Origin of the sequence: Bacillus sp. BP-3 (genome assembly GCF_028401955.1) — a bacterium.
Lineage (GTDB): Bacteria > Bacillota > Bacilli > Bacillales > Bacillaceae_G > Bacillus_A.
Genome location: NZ_JAQOTJ010000010.1, coordinates 1 through 21,786 on the forward strand (window position 1 = coordinate 1; position 21,786 = coordinate 21,786).

General features: G+C 35.5%; 19 protein-coding genes. 2 read left to right on the forward strand and 17 right to left on the reverse strand.

The genetic code is table 11. The features are described from left to right. Positions 1-287: transposase (locus PLX19_RS16115; RefSeq protein WP_272186985.1), on the forward strand; the 287-nt coding region annotated here is incomplete at its 5' end. A 160-nt stretch (positions 288-447) separates the two neighbouring features. Here the strand turns inward: PLX19_RS16115 and PLX19_RS16120 are convergent. The 7 genes from PLX19_RS16120 to PLX19_RS16150 all read right to left on the reverse strand — a co-directional run bounded on the left by PLX19_RS16120 (position 448) and on the right by PLX19_RS16150 (position 7,265). Further along, a complete protein-coding gene (locus PLX19_RS16120) occupies positions 448-1,662 on the reverse strand; it encodes an ATP-grasp domain-containing protein (RefSeq protein ID WP_272189738.1) in 1,215 nt (404 codons plus the stop codon). 14 nt (positions 1,663-1,676) lie between these two features. Next, positions 1,677-2,894, reverse strand: coding sequence for an MFS transporter (locus PLX19_RS16125; protein WP_272189739.1), 1,218 nt, complete (start codon positions 2,892-2,894; stop codon positions 1,677-1,679). A 62-nt stretch (positions 2,895-2,956) separates the two neighbouring features. Next, positions 2,957-4,297, reverse strand: coding sequence for a glutathionylspermidine synthase family protein (locus PLX19_RS16130; protein WP_272189740.1), 1,341 nt, complete (start codon positions 4,295-4,297; stop codon positions 2,957-2,959). A 15-nt stretch (positions 4,298-4,312) separates the two neighbouring features. Then, positions 4,313-5,218 carry an ATP-grasp domain-containing protein gene (locus PLX19_RS16135; RefSeq protein WP_272189741.1) on the reverse strand — a complete coding sequence of 302 codons (906 nt, stop codon included), beginning with the start codon at positions 5,216-5,218 and terminating at the stop codon, positions 4,313-4,315. A 29-nt stretch (positions 5,219-5,247) separates the two neighbouring features. Further along, a complete protein-coding gene (locus PLX19_RS16140; protein ID WP_272189742.1) occupies positions 5,248-6,333 on the reverse strand; it encodes a PLP-dependent cysteine synthase family protein in 1,086 nt (361 codons plus the stop codon). Between the two features lie 14 nt (positions 6,334-6,347). Then, entirely contained in the window at positions 6,348-7,112 is a 765-nt protein-coding gene (locus PLX19_RS16145) for a ParB N-terminal domain-containing protein (RefSeq protein WP_272189743.1), read from the reverse strand. Positions 7,113-7,133: 21 nt separating this feature from the next. Beyond that, complete coding sequence (locus PLX19_RS16150) at positions 7,134-7,265, reverse strand: hypothetical protein (protein WP_272189744.1); 132 nt, start codon at positions 7,263-7,265, stop codon at positions 7,134-7,136. A gap of 165 nt (positions 7,266-7,430) precedes the next feature. Between PLX19_RS16150 and PLX19_RS16155 the strand changes: the two genes are divergently transcribed. Beyond that, positions 7,431-8,309: a helix-turn-helix domain-containing protein gene (locus PLX19_RS16155; protein WP_272189745.1), complete on the forward strand. Its 879-nt coding sequence runs from the start codon at positions 7,431-7,433 to the stop codon at positions 8,307-8,309. A gap of 377 nt (positions 8,310-8,686) precedes the next feature. Here PLX19_RS16155 and PLX19_RS16160 read toward each other — a convergent pair whose 3' ends face one another. The 10 genes from PLX19_RS16160 to PLX19_RS16205 all read right to left on the reverse strand — a co-directional run bounded on the left by PLX19_RS16160 (position 8,687) and on the right by PLX19_RS16205 (position 21,304). Continuing rightward, a complete protein-coding gene (locus PLX19_RS16160) occupies positions 8,687-9,889 on the reverse strand; it encodes a PDZ domain-containing protein (RefSeq protein ID WP_272189746.1) in 1,203 nt (400 codons plus the stop codon). 175 nt (positions 9,890-10,064) lie between these two features. Continuing rightward, positions 10,065-11,495, reverse strand: a complete 1,431-nt coding sequence (locus PLX19_RS16165; RefSeq protein WP_272189747.1) for a S41 family peptidase — start codon at positions 11,493-11,495, stop codon at positions 10,065-10,067. 123 nt (positions 11,496-11,618) lie between these two features. Further along, positions 11,619-12,512 (reverse strand): permease-like cell division protein FtsX, encoded by an 894-nt coding sequence (ftsX, locus tag PLX19_RS16170; RefSeq protein WP_272189748.1) that lies wholly within the window; start codon positions 12,510-12,512, stop codon positions 11,619-11,621. Then, complete coding sequence (gene ftsE / locus PLX19_RS16175; protein ID WP_272189749.1) at positions 12,502-13,188, reverse strand: cell division ATP-binding protein FtsE; 687 nt, start codon at positions 13,186-13,188, stop codon at positions 12,502-12,504. Before ftsE ends, ftsX begins: the two co-directional genes overlap by 11 nt. Positions 13,189-13,592: 404 nt before the next feature. Continuing rightward, positions 13,593-13,922, reverse strand: a complete 330-nt coding sequence (gene cccB, locus PLX19_RS16180) for a cytochrome c551 (RefSeq protein ID WP_272189750.1) — start codon at positions 13,920-13,922, stop codon at positions 13,593-13,595. A gap of 511 nt (positions 13,923-14,433) precedes the next feature. Continuing rightward, positions 14,434-15,535, reverse strand: a protein-coding gene (gene prfB, locus PLX19_RS16185) for a peptide chain release factor 2 (protein WP_272189752.1) whose coding sequence is annotated in 2 segments (ribosomal slippage) — positions 14,434-15,462 and positions 15,464-15,535 — 1,101 coding nt in all. Because the reading frame shifts where the segments join, the coding sequence is not laid out codon by codon here. 188 nt (positions 15,536-15,723) lie between these two features. Continuing rightward, on the reverse strand, positions 15,724-18,234 hold the full coding sequence (gene secA, locus PLX19_RS16190) for a preprotein translocase subunit SecA (RefSeq protein ID WP_272189754.1): 2,511 nt from the start codon (positions 18,232-18,234) through the stop codon (positions 15,724-15,726). 287 nt (positions 18,235-18,521) lie between these two features. Continuing rightward, complete coding sequence (gene hpf, locus PLX19_RS16195; RefSeq protein WP_272189755.1) at positions 18,522-19,064, reverse strand: ribosome hibernation-promoting factor, HPF/YfiA family; 543 nt, start codon at positions 19,062-19,064, stop codon at positions 18,522-18,524. Between the two features lie 321 nt (positions 19,065-19,385). After that, positions 19,386-19,586: a cold-shock protein gene (locus PLX19_RS16200; RefSeq protein ID WP_272189919.1), complete on the reverse strand. Its 201-nt coding sequence runs from the start codon at positions 19,584-19,586 to the stop codon at positions 19,386-19,388. Between the two features lie 119 nt (positions 19,587-19,705). After that, complete coding sequence (locus tag PLX19_RS16205) at positions 19,706-21,304, reverse strand: esterase/lipase family protein (protein WP_272189756.1); 1,599 nt, start codon at positions 21,302-21,304, stop codon at positions 19,706-19,708. Between the last annotated feature and the right edge of the window lie 482 nt (positions 21,305-21,786).

The following is a 21,786-nucleotide window of genomic DNA, read 5'->3' on the forward strand; positions in this document are numbered from 1 at the left end:
AAAAACTATATAAAGTACGGTGTTCTACTATTGAACGGAGTTTTGCGGATGCCAAGGAACTACATGGCTATCGATATACTCGGTTTCGAGGGCTGAAGTCTGTCCAAATGCAAGCATATCTTACCGCAGCTTGTCAAAACATGAAAAAAATAGCCCTTCACCTGACCAAAAGCGGTCAGGTGAAGGGCTATTTTTCTTATTTTTATCATTTTCTAGTTCTTTTGTTCATTAACAAATCAATAATTCCCAGAGTGTCGGAAACCCTGAAGGGTTTCCCAACACTCTGAAAAAGAAAACGGCTATCTACTATGTATAGTAAATAGCCGTTTTCTTTTTATCTTGAAAAAGCCCTCACCCTCTATATACCCACATTTCGGAAATAACCCCTATAATTCATTGTTAATAAATAGATCAATCGGCAAATTGCGACCATTGTATTTTTTACAATTATAAAACCGCACGTTCAGTCTCAATCTTTGATTCTATATCCCACTTTATTTGATCTGCAAACCATTCGCTTAATTGAATGAGTTTGTTTTCTAGATCTTTACTGTCAGTTCCCTCAATAACTACTTCACAAATTCTATCAATACTTCTACTTGCTTTATCATATTTTTGAAGCGGTTTAGCAACTACTTTATAGGATGTAACAAAAGGAAAGTCTACATCTTTAGGTACCGATTTAAGAGTCCCATATCTTGGCGGTATATACATAAAACCCTTCACCGTATCGATATACTCTTTCTCCCCTTCATTATTCGGAAGATTACAAATACTCCTAAACCAATATACCCCTAAATCTATACCATATGTTTCTAGAACCAAATTCGAAATTAATCCTCCACCTATCCGACTAGCAATTTCACAAACGAAAAATTCATCTTTATTTGTATGAAATACTTCTAAATGGTATACACTTACAGGTGGATGCGGCAGATTTTCTAATACCTCTTTAAACAATTCCCTTAATCTATCGAACATGAGCTCATTTGGATGTAATTGATAACTTCCTAAATTTTGATTATCTTGGAAAGCTAAACAACCATTTAAGTATTTAGAAACCGACAAAGTTACAATATTCCCATCTTCAACTAATGCATCAATATGATACATCTCTCCTTCTACAAATTTTTCTACTTCCCAATTTGTTTCCCATGAAATTTTAGAAAAATCTTTTAAATCTTCATTATTATATAGTACATAAATACCTCTAGAAGCCCCTTGATCTATCGGTTTGATAATAACAGGATAACTATATTGTTCAATAAACTCATATAGATCTTTGACAGAATGTAATCTTCTATATGGAGGAACATTTAACTTTTTCGAAAGATAATCTTTCATAACAACTTTATCTCTAAAGGCAATAGCACTTTCTACCGTTTGCCCTTTAATATTTAACTTTTCTCTTATTAAACCAGCATTGATTAAGTCATACTCATCATCTGCAATAACACTTTCAAATTGATAACGTTCGTATAATTCTAAAGCTCTAATAACTACATACGAAGATAACTGTGAATATGAAATACGCTCAAAATACAAAAATTCATCCGAGTCTTCTAAGTCGCAATAACTTAAAACAACTAACTGATTTTTGATTTCTGGCAACATCTCAGAGTACCTTGCTCTACTAAAATTATTAATAATTAATACACTCATTATCTTCCTCCTCTTTAAGCAATGCGACTTTTAACTTCCTCTTGTTTTTTTGCCGACCTGTAAGCAATAATATAGGTAAATAAACTAGCCATTACACAAAAGAAACTGCCCATAAACAGAATAGATCCAGAATATTTCCCTAACATAAACATGCCAATATTAGGTCCCATAAAATCACCAATTAACCGTATGCTCCAAGCTCCAAAATAGGCTCCTTTATTTGATTCATCCGACAGAGACAACAAACTATTTTGTGCTCCCACAAATGATAATAATTCCCCAAGGGTAATCAAAATGATGCTAACAATATAAAAATTAAAACTTTTGAAGATACTCATCGATAGAAACCCTATCATAACTAGTAAACATGCATACATGAGCACCTTATATGAATTCTTCTTTCCAAACATATTCGTAATAAATATTTGCATTACTATTACCATTACAGAGTTAATAACAATAAGCAATGAGTAATGCTTTACCCCTAAACTGCCCCATTCCTGTTCTAAATAAATAGGTAGTGTAGTAGTAATTTGACAAAAGGTTAAATTAAACAATATTCCACCTAATGACATCCACATTAATGCTTTATCTTTTCTTAATACATTCATTTGTTCTACTAATTTAGAGTTGGATGATTTATTGACTTTTAATACAATATTGGGGTTTTCTTTCACCCCAATCATCACCAATATTTGTAAAACAAACATAATAGTAGCCGAAAAAGCAAAAACTGTTCCCATAGAAAATTGAATAACGATAGACCCTAACAACATTCCTAAAACGGTTCCAACGTTATAAGCAGTATAATCATAACTTAAATATTTAATTCGCTTTTCCTCTGGTAATAAATCTGTTAATAAAGACTGTGCAGCTGGATTAAATGCCATTCTTGAAATACCTGCGAAAAAGTTCAAAAAGGCAAACACAATGGCATTATCAGCTATAATAAATAATAAACTAGTGATAATATTTAGGGTGAGTGCATAAACCATAATTTTCTTTCTACCAAATAAATCAGTCATTGCTCCACCTAAAACTCCACCCAGCACAGCCGCTAATGGACCTACGCTAACAATAATTCCTATGACAGACAGATTATAATCTGTATGCTTATTTAAATATAGAGACAGATAAGGAATCATAGCAGTGGTAGCAATTCCTATCAAAAAACTTCCTAGTATTATAATATTAATATCTCTACTACCCTTACTCAAAAAACCTATTTTCAAATAGCCTCCTCCTCACCCCAAATATCGATGTATCATCCTACACAATGTAATTGTTCTTTTTATCACACCTCTTTTGTAATGACAGTATGAAGATGACTAGCTCCATTTTTAATGTTAATTACGTTCCCTGAAGTGATTGTAGACGCTCTTACAGAACACCCCGCAATTTGTTCACCGATAATGAAAGGGCCTAACACGATTTTAGATTTTTCTAAAATAAGATTACGATCTTTATACCACATTAATTCAAATTGAGGTGTTTCATAATACTCTTGAACAATATATTCTTTAGAATAGACTGCCTTCTCAACAATCTCTTGCCAATCATCATATGACATATCAGCTCCTACATAGATGCCTCTTCCCCCATATAAATCTTTCGGCTTTAAAATCAAACTGTTTTTATTTTCTTTAACAAATTGAATTAAATCAATATTTTTATTTTGGTAAGATGTTGAGCGAGGTTCTAGCATTCTTGTCCAAGGTATATAAGTTTTGCATAAATCCCATTCTTCTGATGTATAAGCATCTTCAAATCTTTCATCAGACAAATATAATAGCAGAGTTTTATCACAAAAAATTTCCTCTATAAAATCACCAATTACTTTCACCTTCTTGTCCTTAGCAGCTTCTATAATATGTTCAATTTCTTGAAAACGACTTTCTACTTCATCAAAGCAAAATCCCCACATAATGTAATCAATTTTAGATTCCCCTAAATATATTCCATTATCGTTAACTTTTAAGTCTTTCGGTTTACAAAAGAATGCTTCTATTCCTTTTTTATTTAAATAACTAGCCATCTCTAAAAAATATCTAGGATTCTCTTCACCCCATTCACATATTGCAAACCTTATTTTTTCCTGCTCGATCTCTAAGCTTTGAATATAATTGTATAATCCATCTAACGGTGATTCAAAAAATGAATTTTCTCCTTCATCAATATGAGAAAATTGGTGTGAAGTAATATGCATATCTGTTAAACTTCCTATTGCACTTGAAATATTGAATTCTATAAATTTAGGCTCGAACTGAGATGTAAAAATAACATCAGGCCTCATAAGTGGTGGCATATAACTTTCAATTTCATTCATACCCACAGTACAGCAACGATTTAAAAAATCAGATGAGATATTATGTTTCTTAAAAAATTCATTATAATCGTTGTTAAAAACCCTCTTTGGTATCTCTAGTATTAATTTTGCTAGTTGAACGGATACGTCCCCCAACTCTTTGTACAAATTTTCCGACAAAACAAAAGGCTGCATTGGATGATCCCCAATAATATTCGTTGAAGAAATACCAAACAACTTAGATTGTAAATCCAAAGAGAATTCATTTAATTCCCTTTGGATTTTTAATTGTTCAGTCCAATTAATTTGAAGATTTTTCAGATTACTCAAAGTGTTCATTCCTTTCTAAACATGCATCGAAGTGTTTTTGCCTGAATATTCAATCATAAATTCCGCTAACGCTTCCTCAGCCGATGTATCTGGATCCTCAAATAATGATTTCAACTCAAAATTTGGACATGTATTCACTTCGATTACTCTATAACATTCATTATCTATATCTTCAACAATATCCACTCCGGAAATCATAGCATTTAAACTACGACTAGCTCGCTCAGCAATTTCAGCTAATTCTGGAGTTAATTCTATCATTTCTGCTTTTCCACCTAAGCCTAAATTTGTTATCCAATTGTTCGTACTGGATCTGTATATGGCATGAACTGCCTTGTAATTAACACATGTTACTCTTATATCCCTAGAAGGTTTATTAATATATGGTTGAATATAATAATATTCTTGTGAACCTGCAAGTTCCTCTACTAATCTTTCTAATTCTTCCATTGTGTCTACTTTTACAACGGATTTACCACCAGCTCCTACAATCGGCTTTAAAACTAACGGGAATGACCAATCGCTTGAAAACGACTCTACATCTTTAAATCCATACCCACAAAATACAGGTACATGAGGAATGTGATTTCTATGTAGTGCTTCGCTATTCAAATATTTATTTTGCCCACAAAATAATGTGTTCGCTGAATTAATAACAGGAATTCCAGAACGTTCAAGTGCTTCTAATATATACATCCCTGGAATTAATAAATCTTCATATACCCAACCTAATACCGCCGCTGGATATATTTCTTTCCCATTTACAAAAAAAGAAGTTCCTGATTCTGTGAATTTTGTTGTTACGTCATGCGGATGTATTCGTTCACCTTTTCGCCCTAACTTTTCAAGCTCATTAAATAATGCTTGATGATCTAAGTCATCCTCATCAGTACCTAAAATATAAAAAATCTTCTCTTCCATTATTTTCTACCCCCTGCTATATTCTTTCTTTATACTGGTAATAGTGTTGTATCTGGCACACCTAATGCTTTTACAAGATCTGGACGATAGTTACCATTTTGAATCGGATTAAGACTATACGGTTTAAGGTGCTTTGTTTTCTCTCTAATCTTTTCTATGTTCACTTCTGTCGTTAACGAGCGTTCAATTAGCCAGTCCTCATTATAAATACTGTGTAAATACCGTTCTCCATTATCAGCAGCTAAACAAACGATATTTTCACCCACATTTAACTTTTGTGCAAGATGTAAAGCTACCACCATGGAAGCTCCTGTCGAACCACCACATAAAATACCTTCTTTTCTTCCAAGCACTCGACACATCGTAAACGCATCATCATCTTCTACTTTGTATACTTGATCAATTAAAGATAAGTCAGCTATATTAGTCGGCGTCCAACCTAATCCCATCCCAGGTAATAAATACGCATGAGACTCGCCACCAAATATAGAGGAACCGATCGCATCAACTGCTATAATATTAATATGGGGCGCGTTTTCTTTAAAATAACGGGAAAATCCTCCGATTTGTCCGCCTGTACTTACTGGAATAATAATACTATTAATATTTCCTTCAAACTGGTTATATAACTCTTCTGCTGTTTTCAAATAATGCACTTCACTATTTAACATATTAAAACATTGATCAGGCCGAAATGAATTTGGAATTTCTTGATAGAGTTGATTCGCTAAAGAAATTCTTGTTTTATGATAAGATCCTGTATCATCTTGTTGATCTACAACAATTACTTTTGCACCATATGCCTTTAACATCGCAATATTAGATTCTGTTGTCTTCGGATCAACCAAAATTATCACTTCATAACCTTTAACTGCACCGATCATAGCAAGCGAAATCCCAAAATTACCTGAAGAGGATTCAATAATAGTCCCTCCAGGTTTTAACCATCCACGTTTTTCTGCTTCTTCAATAATATAAAGTGCTGGTCTGTCTTTTACACTACCTCCAGGATTGATTCTCTCAAGCTTTAAATATATTTTTGCTTCATCGTTTTTTACAATTTTATTAAGAGGAACAATCGGTGTCCTACCAATTGTACTTAATATATTTTCCATCTCTACATCCCTCACTATACTTCACATAAATATACAGGTTCTGTATATAAACGCAAAGATTCTTTCCAATTTTCTAATAATTCTTTCCAATCATACTCATATGCTTCAGGACTTCTTATTATATTTATCGGAATGTTCAAGTTAAGCAATCTACCACAATGTAAAATAAATCTTGTTACACCTGCTGGTAACACCTCTTTATTTTCAACAACTGATAATATTTCTGAAATTGATAGTTCTGGAAACTCAAAAGTAATAGTAGAAGAATTACATGCATATTCTTCTTTTGTTAATCTTTTAAATCCCCATATATCAGTATACATCTCGACGATTTCTTTCCAAATTAAAAGGAAATTATTTAAGTTTGTACTATTTTCATTCGGATACAGATAATAATTTTTCTCATCCAAGATCATTTTGATAAAGTAATGCTTACCATCCAATGGTTCTTCGAGCAAACATATATTGGAATAACTCTGAATTTTCTCCATTATATTTTGATCTTTAGGAATTTGATGCAACCACGAACTAACACTAACTTGATCCTCATGAACAATTTGAGCTGCAATATTCATACATTTATTTTTTCGTAATGCTAATGTACGATGCGCTCCATCTAAAATAAGATATTGATTTGATTTAGTCATCATAACAATTGGTGGATTTATCAATAATTTTTCAGACGCAATATTACTAATTATTTTATCTAATCGCTTTTCTTGATGTTGTTCATGAAAAAGTATTTTATCAATAGGTATCATTTGTAAGCTCTCTATCATGTTTACAGTTTCTCCTTTTAATTAGTGTTGTTCAGGTAACGTATAAGCTGGTACTGTTTGCTTTTCCGCCGCATATTTATTTTGATTAACATTTGTAGCCAAAATAGAACCTGTTAAAACAAGAAAAAGAGCCATTTGAAAATATTTTCTCAATATAATCCCTCCTAAGTTTTACCTTTTTTCATTATAATATAATCGAAGAGATCTATTTTTTCTGTTTTTTGGTAAAACTAGACTTTTTGATGTGGGTTTTTCCTTTTATTTCACGAATTAACACTAAAATTATAATTATAGGAATATTTTACAGGGGTGAAACTTATGAATACAGAAAGTGTAGGAAAGATAATTAAAAAGTACCGTATATTAAACAGTTATACCCAAGCAGAACTTGCTAAAGGAATTTGTACACAAGCGCAAATCAGTAAATTAGAGAAAGGAACTGAAATTCCGTCTAGCATCATTCTATATGAACTTGCAAAACGTTTAGGTATTTCTATGGAGTGCTTTTTTGAGGAGGAATATACGAGTGCCTATATAGAAGATGCTATATCAATAATTAGACTTTTAATTCGAAAACGTAATTATGCTGAAGTTTATAATATAGTTCAGACAGAAAAAAAACAAGATACTTTTAAAACAATTGAGGCACAGCAATTTTTATTATGGCATGAGGGAATATGTGTATATCATCTATACAAGGATAAAGAAAAAGCTTTGGAATTATTAAATCATGCATTATACTTAACCCTTCATAATGAAGTATGGTTAAAAGGAAGAGAGATTGAAATTCTAAATAGTATCGCTATCATTCATTGCGAGTGCCAGGAATATAACATGGCAATATCTATTTATACGAAGCTGTTAAACTCAATTACACATACCCCTTTAAAGGACAAGAATCATATTCAAATTAGAGTTATTTATGGGTTAGCTCGTACTTTAACCCTTTCTCAAAACTACAAAAAATCTTTATTTTATGCAGAACAAGGAATAAAACAATGTATAAAGATAGAATCGTTATATCTTCTAGGAGAATTATACTACCAAAAGGCATATAATCTTTGTTTCCTGAACAAAAAGGATAAGGCAATACCTATTTTTAAAAAAGCACTTTTCATATTTGAATCTCAAAATGCTACCGAGTTTATAGAACATATTAAGTTAAATGTAAAAGATTTTGGAATTTGTCTTGAATGATACCTACAAAATTTATCTATTTTAAAGATATTAACTAAAAAATTTATAAAAACTACATTTGTAAACAATTCAAAAAGCTAAAACTTTATATATACTTCTAACTCTTTACTCCTATTAGATGAAGAAATGTTTCATAATCTTTTTATAGCACCTCTTCCTTCATGGTATAAAAAAGAGAAAGGTAAAATTACTCCATTACCTTTCTCTATATGTCTATTCGATTCGTTGTAATAAAAATCAAACTTATTCTATGTCTAAATATAATGAACAATTTATCATTTCAGTGTCTTCCTCAAGAAATGAATTCCATCCTTTTTAAATAATCAAAAAGACATTCATTTCATTCCATGAAAACAATTAATTACGAAAAAGTACAGTTATATAACGTCCACATCCCACTTATGTTCTTGCTCAACAAACACAATCCCAAGTTCGTGATGTTCTCCTTCATAAATTGCATGTTGTACAAGGCGAAGCTCACCGTTCGTATCAACAACTTCCATTTTACAAAAAGCACCTGTTGTTCTTAATTGCAGTGCATTGTAGAACTCGTCTGCAGTTGTTGGAACGATTCCGTTCACTTTCACAATGATTTCCCCTGGTTTCAAATCCAGCTCTTCTCCGGCTGTACCTGGAATTGTGCCTAGTACAACCAGACCATTATCGCGAGAAGAAAAGTATGCGGGGCGCTTTTCATCTTCCAAACGCTCTTGTACAGCAATTGTCAATCGCCCAAGCATCGCTGCTCCCATAGCTACAATTGCTAATGTATGCCACCAATAACTCGCTATTCCTAATAAAAGGACAACTGCAGCTAGTCCAAATACGCGGCGTCCTGTAAATAACAATGCACCCTTTGGCTCAAAGCTTTTAATCGTTCTCGTAAATCCAATTATGAACGGGATTAAGAATAAGGAAAACTTTTGTGATCCAACAGAGACCACCGGCCACCAGTATACAAACTTCGTTAAAGCATCACCTGGTATAAGAACGAATAACGGCACTAACCATAATCTATTTGATTCATGGAGTCCAATATTTAAACTGCGTTTTCCTTTTCGCAATTTCGGAGTTGAATAGTTTGCAGCATTCTTAGAAATGAGTAAACCTTCTACAACTAACATTAGCCCAAGTAAAATTGCTAATGATACAACGCTACTCTCTTCTCCTTCTTGGAGTTGTAAGAAAGAGAATGGAATTTTCGAAGATAATACCGCTGCTGCAATGGCAACTCCTAACGTATATGCAGGTGATAAGCATCTATACTGAGCAATGATAGCAAGCGATACCGTCCAAATCGCCATTATAATCACACTTGCTTGTGATACGATCAGTCCTGTTCCAACTGTAATCAGTGATAAAATGATTCCTAAACCAATTCCTGAAAATATCGACGTACGTAGTTCATACCAAACATCATACACCTTAAAGGAAAAATCTTTCCGTTCTCGTAATACTCGTAAATATCCAACAAAAAAACTACTTATAAAGAAAACATACAAAGCCGGATGCGTTAAAAAACGCACGATTGCCTTCATAATTTCTGATAACCAACTCTCCACGAAACGATTCACCACCATTTTTAAGATATTTCATTTCTTCCCGTACACATTACCTTATGCAAGATTTACTCTGTTTCATTTTATCTTATCATAATTAATCAAACGTTTGTTTAATACCTAAAAAATATACAGAACATTATACTTATCACATCAAAATATAGAAAAACTGCCGGGATTTTCCCGGCAGTTTTTCTTATTTCGCCATTAATTTCAGTGCTGTTTGAAGCTGTAGATCATTTTCACCAGCACGGATTTTTTCAACAATCTTATTCTGGATTGTCTCTGCTGTCTTTTTATCAAGTTTACCCGTTGCATCCATACTGCTTGCATTTTGGAATGCTTTCACAGCCGCTTCTGTTTCTTTACTAAAGTAGCCATCTTCACGACCTGGCTCATACCCAAGACTCTTTAACATCTCTTGTGCATGCTTCACTTGCTCATCGTTATCATTGTAAGACAACGTTTTTTCAATTTGAATTGGTGTTGCATAATAGTAATCAGGCTGCTTCACTTCAACCGTCGGCTCAATTCCTTTTTTATGAATCCAATTGCCTTCTGGTGTTAGCCATTTAAACATTGTCAGTTTAATATTGCTGCCATCTGTAAACGGTACAGCTTGCTGAACAGTACCTTTTCCAAATGTTTTCTCACCAATAAGAGGATAGCTTTCTCCTTCTTTCAACGCTCCTGCTAAAATTTCAGAAGCAGAGGCGCTGCCCTTATCAACTAATACAGAAATTGGATACGATTTTCTCTCTTTTAAAGATGTGTAGAACTTTTGCTTCTCACCATTTCGCTGTTCTACTTGAAGCATTGGCTTTTTATCTGTCATAATCTCTTTTAAAATGTCTTCAACACTTGTTAAATAACCGCCTGGATTTCCGCGTACATCAATAACAAGCCCTTGTATATTTTTCTTTTCAAGCCCTTTCAACTGATCTTTAAATTCTTTCGCTGTTTTTTCAGAGAATGAGGTAATTTGTATATATCCAATATCCTTTCCATTCTCTTTCTTCACAGAACTAAATACAGTGAAAATCGGAATTTTATCACGCTTAATTTTAAATGTTAACGGATCCGTAACTCCTGAACGCTTCACTTCAAGCGTAACTGTTGTCCCCTTTTTTCCGCGAATTTTCATAACTGCTTCCTCGCGTGATAAGTCTTTCACACCATTTCCATCAACTGTTAAAATTTGATCGTTCGGTTTCAGACCTGCCTTTTCTGCAGGCGAATCTTTAATCGGTGACACAATAATTAATTTCTCATCCGTTTTATTAACTTCAGCACCGATTCCTTCTAGCTCCGGATCAAGCGATTGCTCAAATTGCGTCGCTGTTTTCTTATCCATGTATGTAGAGTATGGATCTTTCAGCGTTGCAAGCATCCCTTGAATAGCTCCTTCAACTAACTTGTCATCCTTCACTTCCTCAACATAACGTGAATCAATTAATGCATACGCTTCGCGAATTTTATCCAAATCCGCTTGTTTTACATTGGCATCTTTCCCTGTAATAGATTGCGCGATATAAGGTCCACCAAACCAATATATACCCGCAAACATTCCGCCAGCGCCAATGAAAAACGCTACAACCATTCCTATAATCGCAACTCTACGTTTCAATGCGGAATTCCCCTTTCCGAACACACAATGGTGTATGAAAAGGCATCACACACTGTGCGATGCCTTTAACTATTTCTACTATATGATAAGCTTGTACGAAATATGTTTGCAACTTTTTACACTTTATATTTTTAAGAAACGACGGATTGACATAACGCTTCCCCACATACCAATTAATGCACCGATTAGCATTAACAATGCGGATAGCTCGAAAACGAACGGGCTATATGGAAGCAATTCGAAAATTGTCCCTGCAAATTTCTCATTAAACATAGATTGAAGCGAATTATATGAAGTCAAAATCATAATAATTGGAATGATTGAACCTAGTGCCCCTAGGAATAATCCTTCTAATAAGAATGGCCAACGAATAAACCAGTTTGTTGCCCCAACGAGTTTCATAATTTCAATTTCAGTGCTTCGTGCATAGATTGTAATTTTAATTGTATTAGAGATTAAGAACATTGCTGTGAACAATAGACCAGCAATTAAGATAATCCCAATATTACGGCCAGTTTTTACTGTATCAAATAATTTTTCTACTTCACCTTGTCCGTACTGTACTTTATTTACAAATGACATTTTTGCAATTTTCTTTGCAATAACAGCTGTATCAGTTGGTTCTTTCGCTTTTACAACATATACATCTTTTAACGGGTTATCTTGCTCAAATAGCTCGAATGATTTTCCGCTATCGCCTAAACTTTTAATCAATTTTTTAAGTTCTTCGTCTTTAGAAGAATACTTAACAGAATCAACTTTCGAAATCTTTGAAATATCTTCTTTTAATTTTTTTTGATCCTCTTTCTTAGCTGCTGGATCAATGTGTACACGAATTTCTACATCTTGCTCTACTTTCGTCGCAACATGGTTCATATTCATAATCGCTGTTAAAAAGACACCTACTAGTAGTAATGTAACTGTTACTGCACTTACAGAGGCAAATGTCATCCATCCGTTACGGGATAAATTTTTGACACCTTCTCGTAAATGGCGACTAAGGGTTTTAGTCTTCATATCCGTATCCTCCCTCAATCTCGTCTCGAACAATTTTTCCACCTTCAATTGCAATTACACGATGACGAATTGTATTTACAATATCCGCATTATGCGTCGCCATAATAATTGTTGTACCGCGTTCATTAATGCGCTTAAATATATTCATAATATCCATCGCTGTATCCATATCAAGGTTACCTGTTGGTTCATCGGCAATTACAACTTTCGGACGATTCACGATTGCTCTTGCGATTGCAATACGTTGTTGTTCCCCACCAGAAAGCTCACTTGGCAATGAATCAGAACGCTCTTCAAGACCCACAAGACTTAATACTTCCATAACGCGCTCACGAATCACGTCACGTTCTTCTTCGATAACTTCTAAAGCAAACGCAACATTCTCATATACAGTTAACTTCGGAAGCAACTTAAAATCTTGGAAAATTACGCCTAGCTGACGACGAAAATATGGTACGTCACGCTCTGCTAAAGATTCAATTACTAAACCATTTACATTGATAGATCCTGTAGTTGGTTTTTCTTCACGATACATCATTTTAATAAATGTAGATTTCCCGGCTCCACTCGGTCCTACTACATACACGAATTCACCTTGCTTAATTTTTACTGTGAGTCCATCAACGGCTTTCATGCCATTTGGATACTCCTTATAAACATTCGTCATTGTTATCATTATTTATCACCCAATACTAATGATTTTTTCGACACTTTTTATTCTTCGATGTTTAACTATAGTTGCTAAAATCTTCGGTCGCTTTCATGTCTTTCACAATTTCATCTTCTAAATATGTAAAACTTTTTCTGCAAAATTCTACAAAAAGGCACTACGTCCTATATTGTACCATTATTCGGTTTTAAATTCGGATACAAGTTTGTTACAGTTATGTTACACGGTACGAAATATAAGACATAACACAAATAAACAAGACCTTCTGTTGTCATACAAAAAGGTCTTATTTGTTGGCATTTCATGAAGAGATTTTAAGTTATTCGGCCCTGCCTCCGAGGCACAATACACCTCTCTGTCAGGAGCTCCATCCCCTCCCATTCTGATCGAGCCGCCTACGCTTTTCTATTTTACTTCTTCTCAGCTAGCCATTCTGCTACTTTTTTCGCATCTTCGCCTTGAATTAGACCCGCTGGCATCGCACCGCGGCCTTTCGTGATAATTTTTTCAATATCTTCTTTCTCGTACTTTCCGCCTACTTTTTGTAACGCTGGTCCAGATAATCCTTGTAAGTCATTACCGTGGCACCCTGCACAGCTTTTTTGAAATATCTTCTCAGCACTATCAGCACTTGCTTCTTGGCCAGGACTTGAAGGTTTACTTTCTTCCTTTTTTCCACACGCTCCTACTGTAAGGACTAACGATGCGCCTAATACAATCGTCAATAATTTTTTCTTCATCTATATCGCTCCCCACTATTAATTGATCCCTCAATAGCATTATAATGATTTTCCTGCAATTTCAAAACTTACCTGCACAACCAATATTACCCTAAACAAAGATGATCTCTTGCAGACTCAAGGCTTTTTAGTAATTGTTTCAATTTCGTGAACAAATGATAAAATACAAAAAATAAATGTTTTCTGTATAAGTTCATTTCAATTTCCTAATATATGAATGGCAGGTGCTCCCTCCCCCCGCCTAAAAAGAAAAGGTTTTTATGTCGATTTTTCAAATTGTATTTATATCGTATCAAAAATCCAAAATACACTCTATTTTTTGTTCTATCACATGCAGCATTTTATTATTTTCTACTTTTTACAAAGTAGTATACAGCTTGTATGCTACAACTACACCCACCAAAAAGAGAAGTTGCGATGCAACTTCTCTCCTCTTTCTCTCCCTCTAGTATAGAAGGTATACTTCGCACTTTCTCACGTATGCGCCAACGCCCTGTTGGCATTTTTTTATTTACGAAATACGAGAACGTAAATATGCATCAATAAATGCATCAATTTCTCCGTCCATAACTGCTTGCACATTCCCGATTTCTGTATTTGTACGATGATCTTTTACAAGAGAGTATGGATGGAATACGTATGAACGAATTTGACTTCCCCATCCAATTTCTTTTTGCTCACCACGAATTTCATCAAGCTCAGCTTGTTGTTCGTCTAATTTTTGTTGGTACAGTTTCGCTTTCAACATTTTCATTGCATGCTCACGGTTTTTAATTTGTGAACGCTCAGATTGACATGTTACGACAACATTTGTTGGAATATGTGTAATACGAACTGCTGAGTCCGTCGTATTAATATGCTGCCCACCCGCACCACTTGCACGGTACGTATCTATTTTTAAATCCTCTGTACGTATTTCAATTTCAATATCATCATTAAACTCTGGTACCACTTCACAAGATACGAAAGATGTATGACGACGGCCAGATGAATCGAATGGTGAAATACGTACAAGACGGTGTACGCCTTTTTCTGCTTTTAAATAACCGTAAGCATTATGCCCTTTAATTAATAATGTAACACTTTTAATCCCAGCTTCATCTCCAGGAAGATAATCTAACGTTTCAACTTTAAAGCCGCGTTTTTCCGCCCAGCGCGTATACATACGAAGCAGCATAGAACCCCAATCTTGTGATTCTGTTCCGCCTGCACCTGGATGCAACTCTAAAATAGCATTATTCTTGTCGTGTTCTTCATTTAGTAATAATTGAAGTTCGTATTCGTTCATATCTGCAGATAAAGTTTTCACTTCAACTTCAAGCTCTGCATGCAATTCTTCATCGTATTCTTCTTTTACAAGTTCATGTGTTACTTCTAGATTTTCAAACGTTTCGTTAAGCGTGTTAAACTTACCAACCATATCTTTTAAAGCATTCGCTTCATTAATGACTGTTTGCGCACTCTTTTGATCATCCCAAAAGCTTGCACCCATCATAATTTCTTCTAGTTCTGCGATTCGCCTTTCTTTTCCAGCGAGGTCAAAGAGACCCCCTAAACGCCGCTAATCTCTTAGCCATTTTCTCTAGTTCTTGCCTAATTTCTACTAATTCCATTTTTGTCACCTCTATGTAATTACTTCACTTATCCCATATGAAAGAGCGGTAAACCCTCCACTACTTTATCCTAGCAACAAGGCAAACTCTCTCTGCTTTTGCGAGAGAGAGTTCATCTCTTGTTATTATATGAATGTTTATTAAAAAATTCCATTCATGAGAAAAACAATCGGCTCCGCTTTTCTTTATTATTGCCCGATTCCACAGCAGTTTTTGTATTTTTTCCCGCTGCCACATGTACATAAGTCGTTGCGGCCTGTTTGGTCACTTTTTACGACTGGTTTCTTCTTTGCAAGTTCGTCGCCATCTTTCGGGTGAACTGCTTCCCCTTGCGCTACTTCTTGACGTTCTAAGTTTTGTTCAATTTCCGCCTTTAGGATGTAACGAGAAATTTCTTCTTCAATAGAAGCAATCATCGCTTCAAACATCGCAAAACCTTCCATTTGATATTCACGAAGTGGATCAATTTGACCGTACGCGCGTAAATGAATACCTTCACGTAAGTGATCCATTGCATCGATGTGATCCATCCATTTCGTGTCTACAACGCGGAATACAACTACTTTTTCAAATTCACGTATTTGTGCTTCTGGCATTTGCGTTTCCTTCTCGTCGTAGCGTGCTTTCACTTTCGCAAAGATGCTATCGATCATTTCTTCTGGCGCTAAGCGGCGTAATTCTTCTTCTTTCACATCACCGTCTTGTAGAAGAGTTGCATTTAAGTACTCAACAAGACCAGCAATGTTCCACTCTTCTTCTAATTCCTCTTGCGTATGAAGAGCTACCATGCGCTCTACTGTAGAATGCATCATTCCTTCAATAATACCGCGCAGATTCTCTGATTCCATTACATCTTGACGTTGCTTGTAAATAACTTCACGCTGCTGACGAAGTACATCGTCGTATTGAAGAAGCTGTTTACGCGCATCGTAGTTATTACCTTCTACTCGTTTTTGTGCAGATTCAACAGCGCGAGATACCATTTTACTTTCGATTGGTTGTGAATCATCCATACCTAAACGATCCATCATCGCTTTCATATTGTCAGCACCAAAACGACGCATCAGTTCATCCTCCATTGATAGGTAGAACTGCGTTACACCGGCATCTCCTTGACGTCCAGAACGACCGCGCAGCTGATTATCGATGCGTCGGCTTTCATGACGCTCTGTACCGATAACCGCTAAACCGCCGACTTCACGTACGCCGTCTGCAAGTTTAATATCCGTACCACGGCCAGCCATGTTTGTCGCGATTGTCACCGCACCTTGATGACCTGCTTCAGCAACAATTTCTGCTTCACGTGCATGGTTTTTCGCATTTAAGACATTATGACGTACACCTTTTCTCGTTAACATCTTCGAAATCAACTCAGATGTTTCAATTGCTACTGTACCAACAAGAACAGGTTGTCCATTTTTATGACGCTCAACAATATCGTTTACAACAGCGTTAAATTTCCCTTCCATCGTTTTGAAAATTAAATCTGCACGGTCATCACGAATAATCGGCTTATTCGTCGGAATTACAATAACATGCATGTTATAGATGTTACGGAATTCTTCTTCCTCTGTTTTCGCTGTACCTGTCATACCAGAAAGCTTCTCATACATACGGAAGTAGTTTTGGAATGTAATCGTTGCAAGTGTCATACTTTCATTTTGAATTTCTACGCCTTCTTTTGCCTCAATCGCTTGATGCAATCCTTCGCTGTAGCGGCGACCTTTCATAAGACGACCTGTAAATTGGTCAACAATTACGATTTCGCCTTCTTGCACAACATAATCTGTATCACGCTGCATAACAACGTGAGCACGAAGCGCTTGATTAATATGGTGAAGAAGCGCTACATGTTTTAAATCAAATAAGTTTTCAATGTGGAACGATTTTTCTGCCTTGTTAATCCCTTCTTCTGTCAACATAACATTTTTCGTTTTCACATCAAACGTATATTCTTTTTCATTTGTTAACGTACGCACAAATGCATTGGCAAATATATATAATTCTGCAGATTTTTGCGCTTGTCCAGAAATAATCAGCGGTGTACGTGCTTCATCAATTAAAATAGAGTCTACCTCATCGATGATGGCAAAGTGCAGTGGACGCTGTACACACTGCTCTTTATAAAGCACCATGTTATCACGTAAGTAGTCGAATCCAAGTTCATTATTCGTACTGTACGTAATATCAGCAGCATACGCAGCTTGCTTCTCTTCTCGTGACATATGGTTTAAATTGATACCAACTGTTAACCCAAGGAACTCATGTAGTTGTCCCATTTCACCTGCGTCACGCTGTGCTAAATATTCATTGACCGTAACAACGTGAACACCTTTTCCAGTAAGAGCATTTAAGTATACTGGTAAAGTAGAAGTTAACGTTTTACCTTCCCCTGTTTTCATCTCAGAGATATTTCCTTCATGCAGGGCAATACCACCCATTAACTGAACAGGGTATGGACGCATACCAAGTACACGTGTCGCCGCTTCACGCACAACAGCAAAAGCTTCTGGCAACAAATCATCTACTGTTTCACCTTTTGTTAGTCTCTCTTTAAACTCTACTGTTTTTCCTTTTAACTGTTCATCTGTCAGTGGTGACATTTGATCTGCTAATGCTTCTATTTTATCCACGGTTTTTTGCATACGTTTTACTTGACGTTCATTTGTATCAAACACCTTTTTTAAAATACCGATCATGAGAATACGCTCCTCTTTTATTAAAATAAAACTCCCATCAGTGGCTGTCTTCTTTTCACTGGTTGGTAGCTATAAAACTCAATTTCATGTTTGTATAAAAAAATAGAATTGTTTCGCCTACTAAAAAAGTGTAAACCTACTGACAATTGTAACACTTGTTTTGTATGTATGACAACAATCTGCCAAATGCATCTATACATCTATAGAAAAGTAAAACAACAATCTGCTCACATTCCTATACAACCTAAAAAAACGCAGCCATGACAGCTGCGTTTTCTGTTATATTATTATTTAGTTTCGATTAAACCATATTTTCCATCTTTACGGCCATATACAACATTTGTTTCATTTGTTTCTGAATTTGTAAAGACGAAGAAGTTATGACCTAACATATCCATTTGTAAAATCGCTTCTTCTACATCCATTGGTTTTAAGTCAAATCGTTTTGTACGGACAAGCTCTAATTCATCTTCAGCAACCTCTTCTTGCACAGCTGATTGATCTGGAAGAATCAACATTGCTTTTACAGAGCCTTTTTCACGTAACTTACGGTTTACTTTTGTTTTATGTTTACGAATTTGTCTTTCCAGTTTATCTACTACTAAATCAATAGCAGCGTACATATCGCTATTTGTTTCTTCAGCGCGAAGTAATAAATCTGGAAACGGGATTGTTACTTCCACCCTTTGCTTGTCAGAGTATACTTTTAAGTTTACCTTAATTTCTGGAAAAGTATCGAAATAGCGTTCTAACTTACTTAACTTTTTCTCTACATATTCCTTTAATGCTGGAGTTACTTCAATATTTTCACCGCGAATGTTGAATTTCATAGATGAACTCCTCCTTTCAAGCCTATGTATAAGGTTTTCGACAAAGGTATCAAAAACCCTTCCTACATTTTAAAAAATTTTGATAAAATCGATATTTTTTATCGATTTTTGTAGAAAAGAAAATGTATTATCTTTCCTACCCTTATTTTATCCTATTCACATCTTACTTACTGTATGTAGGTGTGAAGAATTAGTTACAAAATTGCTACAACTTCTTGACAACGCTTTCTTTATGATAAAACCTCCGTTAGCTATGCAACGGAGGTTCTCTTATGTGAAACGTTGGTCCTTATGGCGCACCATTTTTCTCTGATAAAATGATTACAACTTTACAACGTTTGCCGCTTGCGGACCACGCGCACCGTCTACAATCTCAAATTTCACATTTTGTCCTTCTTCTAACGTTTTATATCCATCGTCCTGAATCGCAGAAAAATGAACAAAAACATCATCTCCGCCATCGCGCTCGATAAACCCAAAACCTTTTTCTGAATTAAACCATTTTACTTTTCCTTGCATGATCGTTCCATTCCCTTCAATCTTAAAATAAAGGCATCTGCCCCCTACTTTGACTATAACGAATTGGAAAATGGAAAGTCAAAGAAGACTTATCGTCTTTTTATTGTACCTTTCGACATATACTATTTCTCAATATACACAGAACGCACAATCGTCCGCGTATATGCTTTTCCTTCTTTATTTTTCCCTTTAATATCGATCGTTACGTTATACACACCTGATTTTTCAACATTCGGCAACTTCCCAGTGAATGTAGCTGCATCTTCTTTTTGCAACGTATTAGTTTGTGAAACTAACTTCCCGTCCCGATCTACAACGTGCACATCAAAGGATACGTTTTCTTGCTTTAAGGAACGCTTTTGATATTTTGTTAACTTAAATTCTGCTTTGTTTTGTTTCACTTTACCAGGCATTTCTAATGTAAACGGTGCAGCTTGTTTATAATTCGCAAGCATCAAATACGCATCGTCCTTTTTCTCTGACATCATTTTCAAGCGCCACTCGCCTTCTTCCATTTGATCTACTTGGAATGTTCGAATCGTCGCTCCGTTAAAATAAGCATATTCTTCTCCAATCGCTGCTTTGCTGCTTTGATTTGTGTACACCTTACCAGATGGAGCAATAAGTTGTATTTGTGCATTTGGATTTGCAGTCAATACAGAAATACTTCCATCTGTTACAATATCCACTGCAAAGGTTTGTTCCACCCAGCTATTTGATGGAAGTTCCCCTCCAACTACCGTTTGATTCGCATTAGCAGCCAGGCTTTTTTGTGATTCTTCAAATATATTTTCGTTTACGATAGAAGGAGATGGTGAAGCACCACGCAAATAAGGCTCAATCCGTGAAAATACAGCTGATCCCATTCGAATGCTATCATGATCGAGACTAGAACCTGTGAATAAATGTTTTCCATAAGGCAGCTTCGTACTCCATTCGTTAACTAACCCATCATTCCCACCATACCAGGAAAGATAAAATCCACCCACAGACAATGCAGAAAAGGCCGGTCCCCAACTTGTTCCCGCCACTGTATAATAACGGTTCAACTTAGCGTTTGGATTACTATCTGTTATATTACGAAACTGTGCCATTTCCCCTGTCTGCAAAGAGTACGTACCCGCATCCTGTTGCCCTAGCAAAGAAGCAAGCCAGCCTGCCCACCAACTATATGCTAAATCTGCTAGATTCGATCCATAATGCGGCGAGGCAAGCGTCACTACATTTCCAACAAAACGGTTGGCACCGTAATGAATAAGCGCCGCTTGTGTATCTGGTCCACCTTTACTATGGGCAACAATATTCACTTTCCTCCCAAAATGATTATAGATTTCCTCCAGCATAGAAGCGAGCAAACGCCCATTATCCCACTCACTCGCTGAACCTTTCCCAGCCGCATCATACAACTGGATAAAAACAGTTTGATATCCTGCCTTATAAGCATAGTTATACATATCGTTCATACCATGATAAACCGTTTCACCATACCAATCCTTAGCATTTCCATTCTTCCCTTGAACGAATACGATAGGCGGCAACTCCTTAGCATGCTCAGGAGTTGCCCCCAAAAACCAACTCCCAGGAGTAAACGATTCTGACGGCGGAAAAATCCCCCCAGATAGTTGCACAGAACTAGCAAAAGCAGATGAAATAGGAAAAGAGCAAGAAATCAAAATAAAAACAGTTAACAAGGCAAAGAAACGTTTGAACTTACGAAACATAACAGGCCCCCTTATCGAATTTAAAATTCTCCCATACAATTATGTTATGCACAGGTTTATCCAATCATTTGTAATTCATTAAATAATAGACACACGATAAAGTGAAAATTCAATCAGCCCTCACCAATTGGGTGCATGCCAGCAGTTTATCTCCCACCGAACACTCTAGCCGCTAGAGCTGGACAACAAGGAAAAGCGGAAGCGGCTCGCCCACGAATAGCGGGATAAAAAAGGCGTGATTTCTCCTTCCAAAAATTTAATAGTACCATTGCGTAATTCGAGTAGATAAAAACTATGATGATATACAATTTTAAAAAAACATATTGTTATATTTTCAAATCTATAATATACTAAAAATATAAAATTCTTAATTTTCAAAAAATATTAGAGGAGGAATTATTATGACGATCGCAATTGCAGTTTTATCATTTTTAGGTGGGTTAATTCCATTAATAACAACTCTTTTAAAAGCATTCATGTAA

Bases quoted from the DNA above. Each gene is read 5' to 3' on its own strand.
- secA (WP_272189754.1), bottom strand. From the start codon at position 18,234: ATGATCGGTATTTTAAAAAAGGTGTTTGATACAAATGAACGTCAAGTA.
- PLX19_RS16205 (WP_272189756.1), bottom strand. From the start codon at position 21,304: ATGTTTCGTAAGTTCAAACGTTTCTTTGCCTTGTTAACTGTTTTTATT.
- hpf (WP_272189755.1), bottom strand. From the start codon at position 19,064: ATGAAATTCAACATTCGCGGTGAAAATATTGAAGTAACTCCAGCATTA.
- PLX19_RS16155 (WP_272189745.1), top strand. From the start codon at position 7,431: ATGAATACAGAAAGTGTAGGAAAGATAATTAAAAAGTACCGTATATTA.
- cccB (WP_272189750.1), bottom strand. From the start codon at position 13,922: ATGAAGAAAAAATTATTGACGATTGTATTAGGCGCATCGTTAGTCCTT.
- PLX19_RS16160 (WP_272189746.1), bottom strand. From the start codon at position 9,889: ATGGTGGTGAATCGTTTCGTGGAGAGTTGGTTATCAGAAATTATGAAG.
- PLX19_RS16145 (WP_272189743.1), bottom strand. From the start codon at position 7,112: ATGATAGAGAGCTTACAAATGATACCTATTGATAAAATACTTTTTCAT.
- ftsE (WP_272189749.1), bottom strand. From the start codon at position 13,188: ATGATAACAATGACGAATGTTTATAAGGAGTATCCAAATGGCATGAAA.
- ftsX (WP_272189748.1), bottom strand. From the start codon at position 12,512: ATGAAGACTAAAACCCTTAGTCGCCATTTACGAGAAGGTGTCAAAAAT.
- PLX19_RS16140 (WP_272189742.1), bottom strand. From the start codon at position 6,333: ATGGAAAATATATTAAGTACAATTGGTAGGACACCGATTGTTCCTCTT.
- PLX19_RS16135 (WP_272189741.1), bottom strand. From the start codon at position 5,218: ATGGAAGAGAAGATTTTTTATATTTTAGGTACTGATGAGGATGACTTA.
- PLX19_RS16120 (WP_272189738.1), bottom strand. From the start codon at position 1,662: ATGAGTGTATTAATTATTAATAATTTTAGTAGAGCAAGGTACTCTGAG.